At 71.9% G+C, this 15,010-nt stretch carries 14 protein-coding genes; 2 read left to right on the top strand and 12 right to left on the bottom strand.

Going from position 1 to position 15,010, the window contains the following annotated elements; genetic code table 11:
- A partial coding sequence (locus HY049_19400; GenBank protein ID MBI3451065.1) for an HU family DNA-binding protein occupies positions 1-116 on the top strand: 116 nt, incomplete at its 5' end.
- A gap of 62 nt (positions 117-178) precedes the next feature.
- Positions 179-1,075 (top strand): site-2 protease family protein, encoded by an 897-nt coding sequence (locus tag HY049_19395; GenBank protein ID MBI3451064.1) that lies wholly within the window; start codon positions 179-181, stop codon positions 1,073-1,075.
- Here the strand turns inward: HY049_19395 and HY049_19390 are convergent.
- The 12 genes from HY049_19390 to HY049_19335 all read right to left on the bottom strand — a co-directional run bounded on the left by HY049_19390 (position 1,040) and on the right by HY049_19335 (position 15,007).
- Positions 1,040-3,574 carry a ComEC/Rec2 family competence protein gene (locus tag HY049_19390; GenBank protein ID MBI3451063.1) on the bottom strand — a complete coding sequence of 845 codons (2,535 nt, stop codon included), beginning with the start codon at positions 3,572-3,574 and terminating at the stop codon, positions 1,040-1,042. The two genes, HY049_19395 and HY049_19390, sit on opposite strands and share 36 nt — an antisense overlap.
- Before the next feature lie 64 nt (positions 3,575-3,638).
- Complete coding sequence (locus HY049_19385; GenBank protein ID MBI3451062.1) at positions 3,639-4,793, bottom strand: hypothetical protein; 1,155 nt, start codon at positions 4,791-4,793, stop codon at positions 3,639-3,641.
- Positions 4,790-5,557 carry a type III pantothenate kinase gene (locus tag HY049_19380; GenBank protein ID MBI3451061.1) on the bottom strand — a complete coding sequence of 256 codons (768 nt, stop codon included), beginning with the start codon at positions 5,555-5,557 and terminating at the stop codon, positions 4,790-4,792. Before HY049_19380 ends, HY049_19385 begins: the two co-directional genes overlap by 4 nt.
- Positions 5,541-6,377: a biotin--[acetyl-CoA-carboxylase] ligase gene (locus HY049_19375; protein MBI3451060.1), complete on the bottom strand. Its 837-nt coding sequence runs from the start codon at positions 6,375-6,377 to the stop codon at positions 5,541-5,543. The genes HY049_19380 and HY049_19375 overlap by 17 nt, the downstream gene beginning before the upstream one ends.
- Positions 6,374-7,222 carry a carboxylating nicotinate-nucleotide diphosphorylase gene (nadC, locus tag HY049_19370; protein MBI3451059.1) on the bottom strand — a complete coding sequence of 283 codons (849 nt, stop codon included), beginning with the start codon at positions 7,220-7,222 and terminating at the stop codon, positions 6,374-6,376. Before nadC ends, HY049_19375 begins: the two co-directional genes overlap by 4 nt.
- Positions 7,223-7,226: 4 nt before the next feature.
- The gene (locus HY049_19365) at positions 7,227-9,845 is read right to left on the bottom strand and encodes a valine--tRNA ligase (protein ID MBI3451058.1); all 2,619 of its coding nucleotides are present in this window, start codon (positions 9,843-9,845) and stop codon (positions 7,227-7,229) included.
- Between the two features lie 17 nt (positions 9,846-9,862).
- On the bottom strand, positions 9,863-10,852 hold the full coding sequence (locus tag HY049_19360; GenBank protein ID MBI3451057.1) for a response regulator: 990 nt from the start codon (positions 10,850-10,852) through the stop codon (positions 9,863-9,865).
- The gene (locus HY049_19355) at positions 10,824-11,321 is read right to left on the bottom strand and encodes a chemotaxis protein CheW (protein MBI3451056.1); all 498 of its coding nucleotides are present in this window, start codon (positions 11,319-11,321) and stop codon (positions 10,824-10,826) included. The genes HY049_19360 and HY049_19355 overlap by 29 nt, the downstream gene beginning before the upstream one ends.
- Positions 11,318-11,725 (bottom strand): hypothetical protein, encoded by a 408-nt coding sequence (locus tag HY049_19350; GenBank protein MBI3451055.1) that lies wholly within the window; start codon positions 11,723-11,725, stop codon positions 11,318-11,320. Before HY049_19350 ends, HY049_19355 begins: the two co-directional genes overlap by 4 nt.
- A complete protein-coding gene (locus tag HY049_19345) occupies positions 11,722-12,141 on the bottom strand; it encodes a cobalamin B12-binding domain-containing protein (protein MBI3451054.1) in 420 nt (139 codons plus the stop codon). Before HY049_19345 ends, HY049_19350 begins: the two co-directional genes overlap by 4 nt.
- A 17-nt stretch (positions 12,142-12,158) precedes the next feature.
- Positions 12,159-13,826 carry a methylmalonyl-CoA mutase family protein gene (locus tag HY049_19340; GenBank protein MBI3451053.1) on the bottom strand — a complete coding sequence of 556 codons (1,668 nt, stop codon included), beginning with the start codon at positions 13,824-13,826 and terminating at the stop codon, positions 12,159-12,161.
- A gap of 32 nt (positions 13,827-13,858) precedes the next feature.
- Positions 13,859-15,007, bottom strand: a complete 1,149-nt coding sequence (locus HY049_19335) for an acyl-CoA dehydrogenase family protein (protein MBI3451052.1) — start codon at positions 15,005-15,007, stop codon at positions 13,859-13,861.
- Positions 15,008-15,010 lie beyond the last annotated feature (3 nt).

Here is a 15,010-nt window from a genome sequence, read left to right as displayed (position 1 = left end):
TGAAGCCGCGCAAGAAGGGAATCGGCCGCAACCCGCGCACGGGTCGTGAGGTCAAGATCCCCCCCGGCCGCACGATTCGGTTCAAGCCCGGCAAGAACCTGCGCAACCTCGCCTGATCCCGATGGACCCGAGCGCCGAGCCGCCGGCAGCACCGACCCCGGCCCCGTCAGTTGTTGCGATGGATAGGCCCCGGCGCCGGAGCGGATGGCGCCTCTCGAGTTTCCTCTTCGTGATCACGTGCGTCACGACACTCGTCACCGGCATGGTGCGGGAAGGAGCCTCCCGCGGCGTTGCGATACGCGACGCGTGGCAGGTTCTCGCCAATCCATCGCTCCTCATGCTGGGTCTCCCTTACGCCGCGTGCCTTCTCGCGATCCTCGCGACGCACGAGATGGGCCACTACATTGCCTGCCGCCACCACGGAATCGATGCGACGCCGCCATACTTTCTCCCCTCTCCTCCGCTATTCCTCTTCGGCACCTTCGGCGCCTTCATCCGGATCCGCGCGCCGATCACGAACCGGCGGGCCCTCTTCGACATCGGCGTGGCGGGTCCGCTCGCGGGGTTCGCCGTGGCTCTGCCGATCATGATCGCCAGCATCCGGATGTCGGAGTGGCAGCCGACCCCCCCGGTCGCGGCAGGAGGTGTCGAGTTCGGGAGTTGCCTCCTCATCGATCTGCTGGCCAGGCTCGTCCTCGGGCCGCCCCCTGCTCCGACCGGATGGACTCTGGCGATCGGAACCGTCGGGATGGCGGGATGGGTGGGTCTCCTCGCGACGGCGCTGAACCTCTTGCCGATCGGACAGCTCGACGGCGGGCACATCGCGTACGCGATCTCGTCGCGCTTCCACCGGATCTTCTCGCACCTGTGCCTCGCCTCCTTCGTGCTGATGGGGCTTCTCGTGAACGAGTCGTGGCTCTTCTGGGGGGCTGTCCTGATCTTCCTCAACCCGCGCCATCCCCTGCTCGTGGACGAGACGCGCGCGCTCTCGCCCGGCCGGCTGGCCGTGGCCGCCCTCGCGGCGGCGGTCTTCATCCTCTCATTCATCCCGAGCCCCATCCGCCCCATCTCCTGAGCCGCGATCCGGCGTGACGGCGATCCACCCCGAGGCGAACCGCTCGATCGAAATCCCCGCCTCCCCTGCCGCGCCGTTGAACGTCACGCGCACCGCGCCGTCCCTGTCGGTCCTGAGCACCCGGGCGCCGGCCGCCTGGAGGCGCGCGATCGCCTCGGCGTGCGGGTGCCCGTAGCGGTTCGCGAAGCCGCACGAGACGATCGCGAGGCGCGGCTGGAGAGCCGCGAGGAAGGAGGTGGTCGACGAGGTCCGGCTTCCGTGGTGCGGCACGAGGAGAACGTCGACGGGGGCGAGGGCGGGGAGGATCGCTCTCTCGGCGCCGGCCTCGATGTCCCCCGGAAGGAGGATCGATCGCCCGAGCGCCCGGATCCGGATCACCTGGCAGACGTCGTTGTCGCGCGCTCCCCCGCCGGATGCCGGCGGGTTCAGGATGTCGATCGCGTCCGGCTCGAACCCCGAGCGTCCCCCCACCCTGACGATCCGGAGGGCTCGCCCCGACTCGACGGCCAGCCGCTCGAGCGGGACGAGCCGGCGCGCGGAGTGATCGGCGGCGCCCACCCAGAGCGCCGTCCCGGCGAACGTCCGGAGAATCGCGGGGAGCCCCCCGACGTGATCGAAGTCGGCGTGCGTCGCGGCGACGGCGTCGAGGCGGCGGAGCCCCGTCGTCAGCAACGCGCGCGCGACGATCCGCTCGCCGACATCGAACGTGGATCCTGCGAACCCTCCGCCGTCCACGAGGAGGCGGGCTCCGTCGGGCATCTCGACCAGGGCGGAGCTCCCCTGGCCCACGTCTAAGACGGTGAGCCTGAAGCTCCCCGGCGGCGCCGGGCCGAGCGCGCCGGCCGATCCGGAGGAGGGCTTCTCGCCCGGGGCGACGACGAGAAGCGTCCCCGCCGCGGTGACGGCCACGCCGATCGCGAGCACCGCCCGCCGCGGCGCGCCCGTCCCGCGAAAGATCGCCGGGGCGAAGAAGGCGGCGGTGGTCATCGCCACGAGCGCCGGGGCGGGTGTCACGCATGCGTACGACAGCCACGGGATCGCCGCGAGGCGGGCCGAGGCGTCCACCGCCCCGTCGATGGCCAGGGAGGCCCCCCTCGCGAGAAGCGACGCGCCGAGGAGCGCGAACGGCTGCGCCGGGTGGATGGCGGCGAGCGCCGCGACCGCCGGAATCGCGCAGGAGGCGATGAAGGCCAGGGACATCAGCGGGGAGGCGGCGAGGTTCGCGAGGAGGGCGGCGGGGGCGACGCGATTGAAGAGGCTCGCCGAGAGCGGGGCCGTGGCGGCGAGGGCCGCGAGATCCACCGCGATCATGGAGGCGAGCCACCGTGGCCCGGGAAGCGCTGCGACGAGCGGCGGCGCGTACGCCGCGAGCGCCGCGGCCGCCGCGAAGGTGAGCTGAAACGCGGGATCCGCGACCGACCGAGGGTCGAGCGCCGCCAGGAGCATGAGGACGGCTGCGATCAGAGGGAGCGGCCGGGCGCGCCGGCCGAGGCCCCGGGCGGCGAGAAGCATCAGCGCGCCGGCGACGGCCCGCGCCACCGAGGCCTCGCGTCCCGTCAGCGCGGCGTACGCGACGAGGGAGATCGCCAGGATCGGGGCGCGCCCTCCGCGGGGCGCCCGCGCGAGGCGGCAGATCGTGAGGACGCACGCGGCCACGATCGCCACGTTGAACCCCGAGACGGCCAGGAGGTGCGAGGTCCCCGCCGCCCGCAGCGCCGCCTCGGCCGTCGGGGCGATGTCGTCGCGCCACCCCAGGACGAGCGCCTTCGCGATCGGAGCGTCGGGAGCGACCCCCGCGCTCTCGAAGGCGGCGTCGATCGAATCGAGGATGAACCTCCGCGCCCGGCCGAGCGCGCGGTCCGCCGCGGAAGGGGGCGCGGTCACCGCCACGAGCCTCGCCGAAGGGGCGCGGGCGAGCGCGTCGATGCCTCGTGAGGCGAGGAAGACCGGGTAGTCGAGCGCCCCGGGATTTCCGAACGATCGCGGCAGGCTCACCGCCGCGGGAAAGCGGACGCGCGTCCCCTCGAAGAGCCGGCACGGATCCGGGACATCGCCGGGAGCTGCGGGGAACGAAGCGCGCACGCGCCCCGAGGCCTCGCGTGAGACGCGCAGCGCGCCGAGGCGCGCCAGGTCGAGGTCGAGGGCGCACCCGCCGTCGGGGGGAGGCCGGCGGCGCGGCTCGGCGGCGATCGTTCCCTCGACCAGCGCGACCGATCGCGAGAGCGCGGGCTCGGCCGTGAGGAGGAGGCCGATGGCGCCGCGCGTCGCCGGCATCGCAGCCGATGACGCGAGGAAGAGCCCGAGCGGGAGGAAGGCGCACGGGATGATCAGAAGCCTTCCGCGCGGCGCCCCCGGGTCACGGCAGCCGCGGAGCCCTGCGAGTAGGAGCGCGGCGCATCCCGCGGCCACGAGGAGCGGGTGGGGTCGCCATGAGGCCGGGGTCAGGATGCCGGCGCACAGGCACGCGGCGGCGAGGACGGTCGGTGATGACGGGAACACGTGTCACCCTCACGACCAGATCTCCTCACGGCCACGGGGAACGTAGCAGCCCGGTCGGGCCCCTTCAATCGGCGCGGTCGAGGAGATCCAGGAGCGAGAAGGAGGGCACGGGGAATCGCGCGAGGAGGCGCGACTCGGTGAGGCGCCGGACGAGATCGGCGGGGGGCGCCGCGGCCGCCGGGCCTCCCCGCGCCCGCAGCGCGCCGAGCGCCTCGTCTCTGGCCGCGAGCCGGTCGGCGTCCGTCGCGCAGGCCTCCGCGGCGTCGGCGATCGCGCGCCGGATCCCGGCAAGAGCGGTCTCGAGCCCCGCGATCGACTCCGGAGCCGGGTCGATCTTCCGGCCGGCGTCGAGGAGCGCGCGGCGGAGCGGCTCGAGATCCGCGGTCAGCTCGCGCAGCGAGGACTCGATGCGCGCGCGAAGAAGGGCGCACGCCCGGGCGATCGGGTCCTCCTTCGAGGGGGACGCGCAGGAGGCGGGCATCTCCGGGGGCATCGCCTCGCGCCGCCGCGCCATCTCGGCCTCGACGGCCTCGAGGAAGGAGCGCGGGGCCTCCCCCGGCATCCACAGACCGGCCGCCGCCTCGAGCGACTCGAGGGCGAGCCAGAGAGGCACCCCGGACTGCCACCACCTGTCGACGACGTGGAACTCCATGGACGTGAGCTCGGCGGCCCCGCCGCGCGCGGCGGCGATCCGATCCGCGGCCCTCTCGAAGTACTCCGCCTCCGGAGCCTTCGCATCGCGCGGTTCTCCCGGATCCCGTCGCGGCGTGAGCTCGGCGCGCATCCCGGCGAGGCATCTTCGGATCAGGGCAAGGCACTCACGGAATTCCTCGAGCGTGCCGCCGATCGGGTCGTCGATCTCGCTCCCGCGCGCAGGGTCCCCTTCCGGCAGGAACTCCGTGAGGAGGCGCACGCCGCCGTGGGATGGGGCGAGGCGCCGCGCCTCGTCGAGGTGCTGACTCTCCATCACCGCAACGAGATCGGCGAGGCGCATCTCCTCCCCGGAGAGGCCCCGGGATCGATGCGCGGAGAGATCGCAGCCGGACTCCCCTGCGACGCGCGCCGCGAAAACGTCCGCCGGGCTCCCCTCGATGCCGAGCGTTCCCGCCGAGGCGATATCGACGCCGTCGACTCCCGCCGCGCGGAGCTCGGCCCGCAGGGCGGCCTCCGCCATCGCGCTCCGGCAGATGTTCCCGCTGCAGACGAAGAGGATCTTCACGGACGGTTCTTCTGGTGGATCAGCCGCAGCCCCTCGAGCGTGAGGCCCGGGACGATCGCCTCGATGCCGTCGAGATCCGGCGCGAGCGTGGCGCCGAGCCCCCCTGTGACGAGGACCTTCACGTTCCCACCCATCTCGCGCTTCATGCGATCGAGCATCCCGTTGACGAGCGAGGCGTAGCCGAAGTAGAGGCCGGACTGGATGCTGTGGACGGTGCTGCGGCCGACGACGGCGGGCGGGCGGCGGAGCTCGACCCTCGGGAGCCTCGCCGCGCGCGCGAAGAGGGAGTCCGCGCCGATCTGGATGCCGGGGGCGATGGCCCCGCCGACGTACTCGCCGCGCGCCGAGATGACGTCGAACGTCGTCGCGGTGCCGAAATCGACGACGATCAGAGCGCCCGGGATCCGGTGGTACGCGGCCACGGCGTTCACGATGCGATCGGCGCCGACGTCCTGGGGCGGCTCGTAGAGGATCGGCATCCCGGTCTTCACCCCGGGGCCGACGACGAGCGGCGTCACGTTGAAGTACCTCTCGATCGCCTCGATCACGTTCGCGGTGAGCGGCGGCACGACGCTGCAGAGCGCGGCGAAGGTGACGGCGTCCGGATCGATCCCGCGATGCTGAGAGAGCTGCCGGATCCCGATCCCCCATTCGTCGGGGGTGCGCGACGGAAGGCTGGCGATCCGGAAGTCGGCGAGGAGGGCCTCCCCCTCGAAGAGGCCGAAGACCGTGTGGGTGTTCCCGACGTCAGCGGCGAGGAGCATCGTCCGACTCGCCGACGGAGACGTCTCCGACGTGGATCTCGCGGACCCCGGAGGAGGTCACGACGCGCAGCGCGCCGCTCGCGGCCACTCCGGCCGTCTCGCCGGAAAAAGGCTCCCCTTCACCGGCGACCGTCACGGATCGGCCGCGCGACATCGGGGAGAGGGCCGAGAAGGCCTCGATCAGCTTCGCGTCCCCCGCGGCGCCCCCCTCCTTCAGAGCCCGGTAGGCCTCCTCGAGCTTCAGGAGGACCGCGGTGAGGATCGCGGTCCGGTCCGAGACGACGCCCGTCTGCATGCGGATGGATCCGGCGCGCGGGAGGAGCTCCGCGGGGAAATCGGCCTCGAGGTGGTTGACGTTCAACCCGAGGCCCAGCACGACGTCGGCGGGGGCGCCGGGCCTCAGCCGCGCGTCGGCGAGGATGCCGCCGATCTTGCGGCCGCCGAGCATGATGTCGTTGGGCCACTTGATCGAGGCGTCCCATCCGCCGTCGCGGAGCGCCCGCGCCGTGGCGACCGCCGCCATCAGCGTCATGAGGGGGATCTTCTCGGGCGGGAGCGCGGGCTTGAGGATGACGGAGACGTGGAGCCCGAGCCCGGGGGCCGAATGCCACGAGCGCCCGGCCCGCCCCTTCCCGGCCGTCTGCTCCTCGGAGAGGACGACGGTCCCCTCGGGCCAGCCGTCCTCCGCGAGCTCGCGAGCGTGCTCGTTCGTCGAGGTGAGCGTCAGGAAGTAGAGGAAGCGGGATCCCATCAGGCGATCGCCGAGCGCCTTGCGCAGGACCGCCTTGTCGATGCGCGAGTCCTTCTCCTCGCCGCTCACGTCGTCATCCTCGAGATCCTCATCGTCAGGTCGGCCGCGGAGGCCGAATGGGTGAGCGCCCCTATCGAGATCCTGTCCACTCCGAGCTCCGCGATCGCAGCGACGTTCGCAAGCGTGACGCCCCCCGAGACTTCGAGGAACGCCCGGCCCCGCGCCCGGGCCACCGCCTCCTCGAGCGCCGGCGCCTCGAAGTTGTCGAGGAGCAGGGCGTCGGCCCCGGCCGCGAGAGCCTGGTCCACCTCCTCGAGGCTCCGGACCTCGATCTCGATCGGGCGCGCCCCGGCCGTCCCCCTCCGCGCCGCCGCGATCGCCGCGGCGACCCCCGCCGCGAGATCGACGTGATTGTCCTTTATGAGGATGGCATCCCACAAGCCCGAGCGGTGGTTCGTCCCTCCGCCCGCGGCGACCGCGTGCTTCTCGAGGAGCCGGAACCCCGGCGTCGTCTTCCGGGTGTCCGCGATCGCGGCGCGCCCTGCGGCGCGCTCGACGAAGGCGGCCGTCAGCGTCGCGATGCCGCTGAGGCGGCCGAGGAAGTTGAGCGCCGCCCGCTCGCCCGTGAGGATGGCGCGCGCCGGCCCCTCGACGGACAGGATGAGCCCTCGGGCGGTCACGCGGGTTCCATCCGGCGCGTGGCGGGTGATCCGGCACGTCGCGTCGAGCGCGCGGAAGACCATCGCGGCCGCCTCGACCCCCGCCACGACCGCGCCCCCCCGGAACCGGATCTCCCCGAGCGCGCGGAGGCCTTCGGGGACGATCGACTCCGTCGTGACGTCGCCGGGGCCGACGTCCTCGAGCAGCGCCTCCGCGACGTGGCGCGCGAGAAGATGTCGGGGGACCGGCTCCATCGCGTCAGGCGCCTTCGCCCGCGAGGTTCTGCCGGATGCGCTCGATCTTCTCCGTGATCTCGCGGTGGACCCGCCGCGCCTTCTCGACCACCTCGGGGCGCGCCCTCTCGACGAACTGGGCGTTCCCGAGCTTCGCGGCCCAGGGCGCGGCCTCGCCGGTGAGAAGCTGGAGCTCTCGCTCGAGGCGGGCGCGGTCCGCTCCCTTCGAGGCCGGTGTCTCCGCGTGCACGTGGATCTCCGCGTCCCCCACGATCGCCGACGGCGTGCCGCCGGCCGGTCTCTCCGCGACGACGTCGAGCGAGGAGAGGCGCGCGAGCGTCATGAGATACGCGCGCGTCGGCTCGACGAGATCTTCCCGGGTCGCAGAGGGGGCCACGATGACGCAGGCGACGCGCGCCGAGGGCTTCACGGCGGCGGCGGCCCGGGCGTTCCGGATCGCCGTGGCCGTCTCGATGAGGAAGGCGACGCACCGCTCCGCCTCGGCGTCGCGCCGCCCCGGGACCGCCAGCGGGTACGCGCTCGTCGCGAGGCACTCCCCCTCGTGCGGGATCTGCTCCCAGAGCTCCTCCGTGACGAAGGGGATGATCGGGTGCAGGAGCTTCAGGAGGGCGTCGAGGACGTGCGCGAGGACCGCCCGCGCCGCCTCGGGCCTCTCCGACGAGAGGGCCGCCTTGGACATCTCGAGGTACCAGTCGCAGAACTCGTGCCACGCGAACCGGTACAGCGACGAGGCGGCCTCGTCGAAGCGGAACTGGGCGAGGGCGCGGTTCGCGCTCTCCGTCGCGCGGTCGAGCGCGCTGAGGATCCATCGATCGGCGAGGCTGAGCTCTCCGTCCTGCGGGAGCGGCGGCGGCGCTCCCCCTTCCGGGATGTGGATCTTCGCGAAGCGGACCGCGTTCCAGATCTTGTTGCAGAACGCGCGGTAGCCGAGGAGCCTCTCGTTCGCGAGGGGGATGTCGGCCCCCGGAACGGAAAGCGCGGTGAAGGTGAAGCGCACCGGATCGGCCCCGTGCTCGGCGATAAGGTCGAGGAAGTCGACGCTGTTCCCCTTCGTCTTGCTCATCTTCCGCCCCTGCGCGTCGCGCACGAGCCCGTTGAAGAAGACCTGCCGGAAGGGGACCTCCCCCATGAACTTGAGCCCCATCATGATCATCTTCGCGACCCAGAAGAAGATGATGTCGTAGCCGGTGATGAGGACCGACGTCGGGTAGTACCGCGCGAGGTCGGCGGTCGCGTCGGGCCATCCGAGCGTCGAGAAGGGCCAGAGGGCCGAGGAGAACCAGGTGTCGAGGATGTCGGGGTCCTGCGTCAGCCCCGTCCCGCCGCACCCCCCGCAGGTCGTCGGGTCCTCCCGGGCCACGGTGATGTGCGGGCAGCGCTCGCAGTACCACGCCGGGATGCGGTGTCCCCACCAGAGCTGCCGGCTGATGCACCAGTCGTGGATGTTCGACATCCACTCGCGGTACGTCTTCGTCCAGAGGGCCGGGACGATCTCGATGCGCCCCTCCTCCACGGCGGCGATGGCCGGCGCGGCGAGGGGGGCCACCTTCACGAACCACTGGAGCGAGATCGACGGCTCGACGATCGTGTCGCATCGATCGCAGTAACCGATCTGGCTGACGTGATCGCGCGCGCCGACGAGCAGGCCGTCGTCGCGGAGGCGCGCGAGGAGGCGCTTGCGGCACTCGAACCGGTCGAGGCCCCTGTACTCTCCGGCCGCATCGGTCATCCGCGCGCTCTCGTCCATCACGCGGATCGGCTGGAGAGAGTGGCGGCGCCCCACCTCGAAGTCCGCCGGGTCGTGCGCGGGGGTGATCTTCACGGCGCCGGTGCCGAAGGCGGGATCGACCATGGCGTCGGCTAGGATCGGGATGCGGCGGGAGATCACGGGGAGGATGGCCGTCCTCCCGACGTGGGAGGCGTAGCGGGGGTCGTCGGAGTTCACGGCGACCGCGACGTCACCGAGAATCGTCTCGGGCCGGGTCGTCGCGACCTGGATCTCGCCGCCCCCTTCGAGGGGATAGCGCACCGTCCACAGCGTGCTCGCGGTCTCCCGGTGCACGACCTCGAGATCCGACACGGCGGTCCGGCATCGCGGGCACCAGTTGATCATGTAGTTCTCGCGGTAGATCAGCCCCTCCTCGTAGAGCCTCACGAAGACCTCGCGGACCGCGCGCGAGAGCCCCGGGTCCATCGTGAAGCGCTCGCGGCTCCAGTCGCACGACGTGCCGAGAGCCCGGAGCTGATCGCGAATCGCGCCGCCGTACTCGCGGTTCCACGCCCACGCCCGCTCGAGGAACTTCTCGCGGCCCAGGTCCTGGCGCGTGATCCCCTCTTTCTCGAGGGCCCGCTCGATCATGACGTGCGTGCCGATGCTCGCGTGATCGGTGCCGGGGAGGTACAGCGCGTCGTGGCCGCGCATGCGGTGCCAGCGCGTCAGGACGTCGATGAGGGTGTTGTTGAGCCCGTGGCCGTAGTGGAGCCGGCCGGTGATGTTCGGCGGCGGGATGACGACGCAGAACGACTCGGCGCCGGGGCGAGGTCGCGCCGTGAAGACCTCGGCTTCCGCCCAGAAGCGGGTCCACTTCGACTCGAACGTTCGGGGCTCGAAGGACTTTTCCATCGGGGCGACGGCCCGGATCAGTGAATCTGCGGCGCGGGGGCGCCGGACTCGGCCTCGCTCTCGAGCTGACGGATCCGCTCCTTTACGAGGCGCTCGGCGATCTCGGGCAGGATCTCCCATGCGACCTCGCGCAGGATCCGCTCGGCGGCCTCGCGGACCGCGTCGCGCGCGGCCGCGTCGTCCACCCCGCGTGCGGCAGGCGGCGGCGCGGGGGTCGACTCCACGGCGCGCGGAAGGGCCGGCGTCTTTCCGGGAGCGCGCGGCTCGGACTTCGAGGAGGCCGGAGGGGGGCCGGCGACGGCGCGGAAGGGCTGGGTCGGATCGGTCTCCGCCTCGTCGGCGCCCAGATCGAAGGGGCCAAGGGACGTCGTCGCTCCGGCCGCCGGGGTCTCGACGACGCGTTCGCCCGCTCCCCCGGCCGCGAGATGCGGGAAGAAGGTGCGGCTGTCGATGCGGACGGTGGCCGGCGAGGCCATCCCCGGGCTTTCCGGAGGGGGAGGCGGAGCCGGGCGCGATCCCGTGTCGGTTCCCCGCGCCGCGGCGAAGATCTGGCCCGCGTTCACAATCTCCGAGCTCTCGGGAGGGGCCGATGGAGCGATGGGCCGCGGCTCGGGCTCTCCCGCCGCGCGCGGGCGCGGGTGGGCCGAAAGGAGGTCCTCCACCTGCGCGACGAGCGCCCTCGACTCGAACGGCTTCGTGATGTGCCCGTCGGCGCCCGAGGCCTCGGCGCGCCGCGGATCGAAGGGCTCGAAGGTTCCGGTGAGCAGGAGGACCGGTATCCACGCGAGACGCGGATCCTGCTTCACGTGCGAGCAGACGTCGTAGCCGTTGCGCTGCGGCATCATCACGTCGACGAGGGCGATGTCGGGAACGATCTCGTCGATCTTCCGGATCGCCAGGGCGCCGTTGCCCACGCAGTGGACCTCGTAGTCGCCCTCCGAGAAGGTGAGCTCCACGACTTTCTGGATGGTGATGCTGTCATCCGCCAGCAGGATCTTCTTGGCCATCGACTCTCGATCCTCCTTGAGGTTCCGGAGGCGCCGGGACTCCCGCCGCCGCCAGAGCCGTGTTGACCTTGAGCAGTCCGAAGTCGCGTCCCCGCGCCCGGAGCGCGCCCCACAGGATAGCCTCTCTCACCTCGGAAGGCGCAGCCGCCGCGCCGGACTCCGCGTCGCCCGGGGCCGAGGTCAGCGTCTCGACCTGCCGCACGAGGAGCCCCGCCTCGATCTCGCCCGCCGCGAGGACGAGCACCTGGTCCCCGCCGGTCCCCGGCACGGCGTTCCAGAGGCTCGGGACCGTCGCGAGGTCCACGATCGGAACGAGCCGGCCGCGGCGGAGCAGCACGCCGGGGAAGCAGGCGCGGGCGAAGGGGACGGGGATGATGTCGGCCGCCTCGGCGACGGCGAGGACGCGCGTCGCCTCGACGGCGAGGAGGCTCCCCCCGATCGTGAAACCGATGTGCGGCGAGCGGCTCATCGCGATGTCGCTCTCAGGAGGCTCTCCGCCCCCGCCAGGAGGAAGAGCGCCATCCCCTCGTGCGCGACCACCCCGAGGTACGGGTTCGCCCCCTGGAAGAGAAACCCGGGAAGCGGGAGCACCCCCTCCCGCTTCAGATGGATCACCTCGCGGGCGCGCGACGCCGTCAGGGCGACGGGCGGCGCCGCCCCTTCGCTCCTCAGATGGATCAGGCACCCCCTCGGTCCGGGCGCCCCCGCGCGGCCGAGGATCCCGACGACGTCGACCACGCTCGTCCCGGGGGGAGGCGGCCCGACGGCGGCGGCGACCGCGGCGACCTCGTGAACGCCGACCGCGAAGAGGCTCCCGCCGGCTTCGAAGGTGAGGACCCTGAGGGCGTCCGCCGCCTCTTCGCTCCCGCTCACGCGCCGACGGCGCCGCGGCGGCCCCGGACGTGGCCCCGGACGTAATCGACGATGTCCCGCGTCGAGGCGCCCGGGGTGAAGACCTCGAGCACCCCCGTCGCCTTGAGGGTCCGGATGTCCTCGTCGGGGATGATCCCCCCGGCGAGCAGGGGAATGTCCGCCGCCCCTCGATCCTTGAGGAGCCTCAGGACCTTCGGGAGCAGCGTGTTGTGGGCGCCCGAGAGGATGCTCAGGCAGATCGCGTCCACGTCCTCCTGGATCGCCGTGTTCACGACCATCTCCGGCGTCTGGTGAAGGCCGGTGTAGATCACCTCGCATCCGGCGTCGCGCAGGGCGCGGGCGACGATCTTCGCCCCGCGGTCGTGCCCGTCGAGGCCGACCTTGCCGACGAGCAGCCTCAGAATCTTCTCAGCCATCGCGCCTGTCCCCCCTGTCAAAGGACGCTCTGCTCGCGGTACTCGCCGAACACCGGCTTCAGCGCCCCGCAGATCTCGCCGACCGACGCGTAGGCCCGGACCGCCTCGACGATCCCGGGCATGAGGTTTCCCTTCCCCGCCGCGGTCGCCGCGAGAGAGGCGAGCGCCCGCGAGTGCCGGGCGGCGTCCCGCGCGCTCCGGATCTTCGCGAGGCGCGCGAGCTGATCGCGCTCGACGGCGGGATCGATCCTCAGCATGTCGGGTCGGCGCGTCTCCTCCTGCACGAAACGGTTGACGCCGACGATCGTCTTCTCGCTCCGGTCGATCTGGAGCTGGTAGGTGTACGCGGCGTCGGCGATCTCCTTCTGCGGGAACCCCCTCTCGATCGCGGAGACGATCCCTCCCATCTCGTCGATGCGCCGGATGTAGTCGGAAGCCCCCGCCTCCATCTGCGAGGTGAGGCGCTCGACGAAGTACGAGCCCCCGAGAGGGTCGATCGTGTTCGCGACGCCGCTCTCCTCGGCGAGGATCTGCTGCGTGCGCAGGGCGATGGTGACCGCCTCCTCCGTCGGGAGGGCGAGCGTCTCGTCGAGCGAGTTCGTGTGCAGGCTCTGCGTGCCGCCGAGGACCGCCGCGAGCGCCTGCACCGTCACGCGCACGATGTTGTTGTAGGCCTGCTGGGCCGTCAGCGAGCAGCCGGCCGTCTGCACGTGCGTGCGGAGCATCCAGGAGCGGGGGCTCCGCGCGTGGAACCGATCCCGCATCAGCTTCGCCCAGAGGCGCCGCGCCGCGCGGAGCTTGCAGATCTCCTCGAAGAAATCGTTGTGCGAGTTGAAGAAGAACGAGAGCCGCGGGGCGATCTGATCGACGTCGAGGCCGGCCTCGATCGCGGCCTCCACGTAGCCGACGCCGTCGGCGAGCGTGAAGGCGAGCTCCTGGATCGCCGTCGAGCCCGCCTCGCGGATGTGGTAGCCGCTGATGCTGATGGTGTTCCAGCGGGGGACCTGCTCCGCCGCGAACGCCATGATGTCGGTGATGATCCTGATCGAGGGGCGCGGCGGGTAGATCCACTCCTTCTGCGCGATGTACTCCTTGAGGATGTCGTTCTGGATCGTCCCGTCGAGCCGGCTCCACGCGGCCCCCTGCTTCTCCGCGACCACGAGGTACATGGCCCAGAGGATCGACGCCGGGGAGTTGATCGTCATCGAGGTCGAGACCTTCTCGAGGGGAATCCCCTCGAAGAGCGCCTCCATGTCCGCGAGGGTGTCGATGGCCACCCCCTCGCGCCCGACCTCCCCCTCCGCCATCGGGTCGTCGCTGTCCCGCCCCATCAGCGTGGGGAGGTCGAAGGCGACCGACAGGCCCGTCTGCCCCTGCGACAGGAGGTAGTGATACCGCCGGTTCGTGTCGGAGGCGGAGCCGAACCCCGAGAACTGGCGCATCGTCCAGAGCTTGCCCCGGTACATCGTGGGGTGGATGCCGCGCGTGTAGGGGAACTCGCCGGGCATGCCGAGATCGCGCGCGGGATCCCACGCGCCGCCGAGATCCTCGGGGGCGTAGAGGCGATCGATGGCGAGATCGGAGACGGTTGTGAAGCGCGCGTCGCGCTCCGGCTTCCTCGCGATCGCAGGGTCGAGCGTCTCGTCGGTCCAGCGCTGCTTGTCCCCGGCCTTCGTCTTCGCCATCGTCCCCCGCCCTTCCGTCTTCGGCGCGCCGGTCAGGCGGCCCCCACGAGCTGCCTCGCGATCACGAGTCGCTGGATCTCGGACGTCCCTTCGTAGAGCGTCGTCACCCGCACGTCGCGCGCGAGCCTCTCGACCGGATACTCCTTCGAGTAACCATAGCCGCCGAAGATCTGGAGCGCCTCGTAGCAGACCCTGTTCCCCATCTCGGTGGCGTACAGCTTCGCCTCGGAGGCCTCGCGGGTGAAGTTCTTCGCCCCCGATTCGGCGAGCCACGCGGCGCGCTGCGTCAACAGCCGCGCCGCGTCGATCTGGAGCGCCATGTCGGCGAGCTTGTTCTGGATCGCCTGGAGCTTCGCGAGCGGGCCGCCGAACGCCTCGCGCGTGCGCGCGTGCGACAACGCCGCCTCGAACGCCGCGCGCGCGATGCCGATCGCCTGCGCGGCGATCCCGATGCGACCCGAGTCGAGCGTGGCGAGGGCGATGCGAAGGCCCATCCCCTCCTCGCCGAGGACGTTCTCCGCGGGAACCTCGCAGTCGGTGAGCGCGATCTCCCCGGTGAGGGAGGCGCGCAGCCCCATCTTGTCCTCGTCCTTCCCGAAGGCGAAGCCGGGAAACGCCGGCTCCACGAGGAAGGCCGTGACGCCTCGCGCGCCGCGCGCGGGATCGGTGGACGCCATCAGGACGTAGACGCCTCCTTCGTGGACGTTGGTGATCCACGACTTCGCGCCGTTCAGGATGTAGCGATCCCCGCGGCGGACGGCGCGCGTGCGGATCGACGCCGCGTCCGAGCCGGCGGAGGGCTCCGTCAGGGCGAACCCGCCGAGGTAGTCCCCGCGCGCCATCGGCGGGAGGTACCGCTTCTTCTGGGCGGCGGTGCCGAATCTCGTGATCGGCCCCGCGGACGCCGTGTTGTGGACGCTGACGGTGACGGCGGTCGAGGCGCAGGCCGCGGCGATCTCCTCGAGGACGATCGAGGAGGAGATCGCCCCGAAGCCTGCCCCGCCGTACTCCTCGGGGATGACCATCCCGAGGATGCCGATCCCGGCGAGCTTCTTGAGGATTTCGCGCGGGAAGCGGCTCTCGCGCTCGAGGGTCGCGGCGACGGGGGCGATCTCCGTCGCCGCGAAGTCGCGAACCGTCTTCTGGAGGATTCGCAGATCTTCGGAGAGATCGAAGTCCACGCG

It is taken from the genome of Acidobacteriota bacterium, from assembly GCA_016195325.1.
GTDB lineage: Bacteria > Acidobacteriota > Polarisedimenticolia > JACPZX01 > JACPZX01 > JACPZX01.
This window is presented reverse-complemented; position numbering and strand designations above follow the sequence as displayed.